The organism is Muribaculum sp., assembly GCF_029051885.1.
In the GTDB taxonomy this organism is placed as follows: Bacteria; Bacteroidota; Bacteroidia; order Bacteroidales; family Muribaculaceae; genus Muribaculum.
The window spans coordinates 1-2359 of sequence record NZ_JAIDKI010000060.1 but is presented as its reverse complement, the minus strand read 5'-3'; the positions used below and the strand labels follow the sequence as shown (position 1 = coordinate 2359).

Annotated in this window: 3 protein-coding genes; all 3 read right to left on the bottom strand. The window is 43.9% G+C overall.

What is annotated here, in order from left to right:
- On the bottom strand, positions 1 to 721 hold a 721-nt coding region (locus K2I50_RS02685; RefSeq protein WP_301024706.1), incomplete at its 3' end, for an efflux RND transporter periplasmic adaptor subunit.
- Between the two features lie 107 nt (positions 722 to 828).
- Positions 829 to 1470, bottom strand: coding sequence for a carbohydrate-binding family 9-like protein (locus K2I50_RS02680; RefSeq protein WP_301024705.1), 642 nt, complete (start codon positions 1468 to 1470; stop codon positions 829 to 831).
- Between the two features lie 43 nt (positions 1471 to 1513).
- Positions 1514 to 2122, bottom strand: a complete 609-nt coding sequence (locus tag K2I50_RS02675; RefSeq protein WP_301024704.1) for a helix-turn-helix domain-containing protein — start codon at positions 2120 to 2122, stop codon at positions 1514 to 1516.
- Positions 2123 to 2359 lie beyond the last annotated feature (237 nt).

Sequence of the window (2359 nt, the reverse complement as noted above, 5' to 3'; positions counted from 1 at the left end):
TAGCCATATTGCGCATCGCCAAAGGAAAGTCTACGCGTAGCAGAAGACGACTGTCGGTAGAGGTCTCGACTATCGGTGTGCCGGCTTCCACCCATTCGCCATCGGCCACATTCACTTTTATCACCGTTGCCTTTTGAGATGCCACTACGGCGCTTCCCGAGCCATTGCCACTGTATGCTGCGCTTAATCTCTTTACTGCAGATAGGGCCGCCTGATAATCACGCTCGCTAACTATGCCCTCATTGCGTAACGGTTCGATGCGTTCGAGTTCCTTCTGTGCGGCGGCCAGTTCTTCAGCGGCAACGGCGTTGGCGTCACCGCCTGCGACTCCTTTGCCGCTTACTGTAGCTATGCGCTCTCCCGGACGTAACGACGCGCCGGAAACCGCACGTGGAGACAAACTGACTATACCAGCCGAGCGGGCAGACAGTATTTGACGTCCGGTGCCGGGGACTGCCTCAAGTGCTCCCCACGCACGGACTACACGTGGCAACTTGCAGTCAGCGACCATTTCGGTTTTGACGCCAAAGCGGTGGGCCGAATGAGGTGATAATATGATTTCTTCTGAGGAATGTTCATGTTCTTCACTCTCGCCTTCGTCACTATGGCTGTCATGATTAGAACAGGAGAGAAGTCCTGAGAATACAAAAGTTGCCGCAAGTGCAAATACACTACGGCAATAAGGAATATTAGTCGGTATCATTTCTTTATAGGTTTTCATGGCGCTAATTTAAGCAATAAACAATGCAACTATGTTGCAAAGCGCCACAAGGGACCAAAGTATGTTACCGACAAATCGACATAGGGCTTATAAAAAAATCCGTCAGATTATTCAAAAATAACATCTCCAAAAAATTGGGGAAGGTGGAAATCGGGCGATGGTACATCTATAGGTTTCCATGACAAGAAATGCGCCACCGGCAATTTATCACCACACTTATAGAAGTTTGCTCTTGCTTTCATCCCATGGAGATTTTTGATATTGTCAGCAACAAAAACGTCGACCGGGATGGCAAGTCGGATACTCCATTTATCCGGTGCTTTACGACTGTCAAATATAGCATCGGCAATCGACGGATTTCTTAAGATAGTGCCGACATTCTCCGGGGTAGAATATGTGCGGTTGTTTCGGCCAGGACCACACGCAAGCAATACTTTGCCGCAACAGTTGCATTCGACATTGTAATAGTTGAGATTGTCGAATGTAATGAACATTTCCACGCATGAATCTTCCCAGACAGGGCCATTGTCCTCCTGAGCCATTGCACGGACATAGTCTTCGGTTACGGTGTATTCCAACAGAATCATCGAACCATTATGAGCTATGCGGAATAGGACATCGGGAGTATATGGAAACTCACTTGACCAGTTGGCTATAGCTATGTGGTGAGGAGTAATTTCATATTGGTCAAACAACGATGAAATCTCGGCGACTTCAATCCTTTCTTTCTTGATATAAGGTATTATCATGGCGTTAATATTTGATTGAGCGAAGATACAAATTTTTGATATATTATTTTGTCTTTTCCGGGACAAAGGTTTCAAAACTTTTATCACTATAGAACACCATAATGCTTACTACACGGCGCTGATTAGCATCATTGGAGAGTACACTGACTGATGACACTGAATCATGTTGTGCATTATTATATGTCCTGGTATTTCCATGATGATTAGTGTCATTTTTTGCTTCCGAAGTACCGGGTATTACAAATGGCATGTTTCCAGGAGTCAACTCTGAGGTATCCATACCAGGGAGGGGAGGCATATTTGTAGATTGAGATAATTCGCGTTGACTGTAAAAATCATCCGTCTCAACATCATCCGACTCATCATCAGCAGATTGCACAGGATAGAGTGGGGGATTTACCGCGTTTTCAGACTCCGAGATTCTAATATTTGAAGACAACACCATATCTCCTTCGCCAAACATCAGCCATAGTATGGAAAGTTGAGGAAATGACTCATGGATTTTTGTAATAACCTCATCGCTTACTTTTTTATTGCGTCCGCGCAACAGTTGAGAAAAAGATGGACGGGGTATACCACATGTGTCTGCAAATTGAGTGCTCTGCAGTCCGGTATAATCAAGAAACTCCTTGAGGCGCGATGATATATCCATTTTAGCGTTTGATTTTGCAATTTTGAGAATGCAAATGTAAAATATATTTTTGTAAATTACAAATTTGCATTTTACAATTGCGCATTCACATTTGCAAATATGGCTCAATGATCATTTTGCAAATCACAACAATGCACCTGAAAATTGCTAATGTCTTACTTTAGGATAATTCCATATTTATTAGGCAATCAATAAAATACACCCAGTACCATACGACATTACCGCCATAGATAGGCG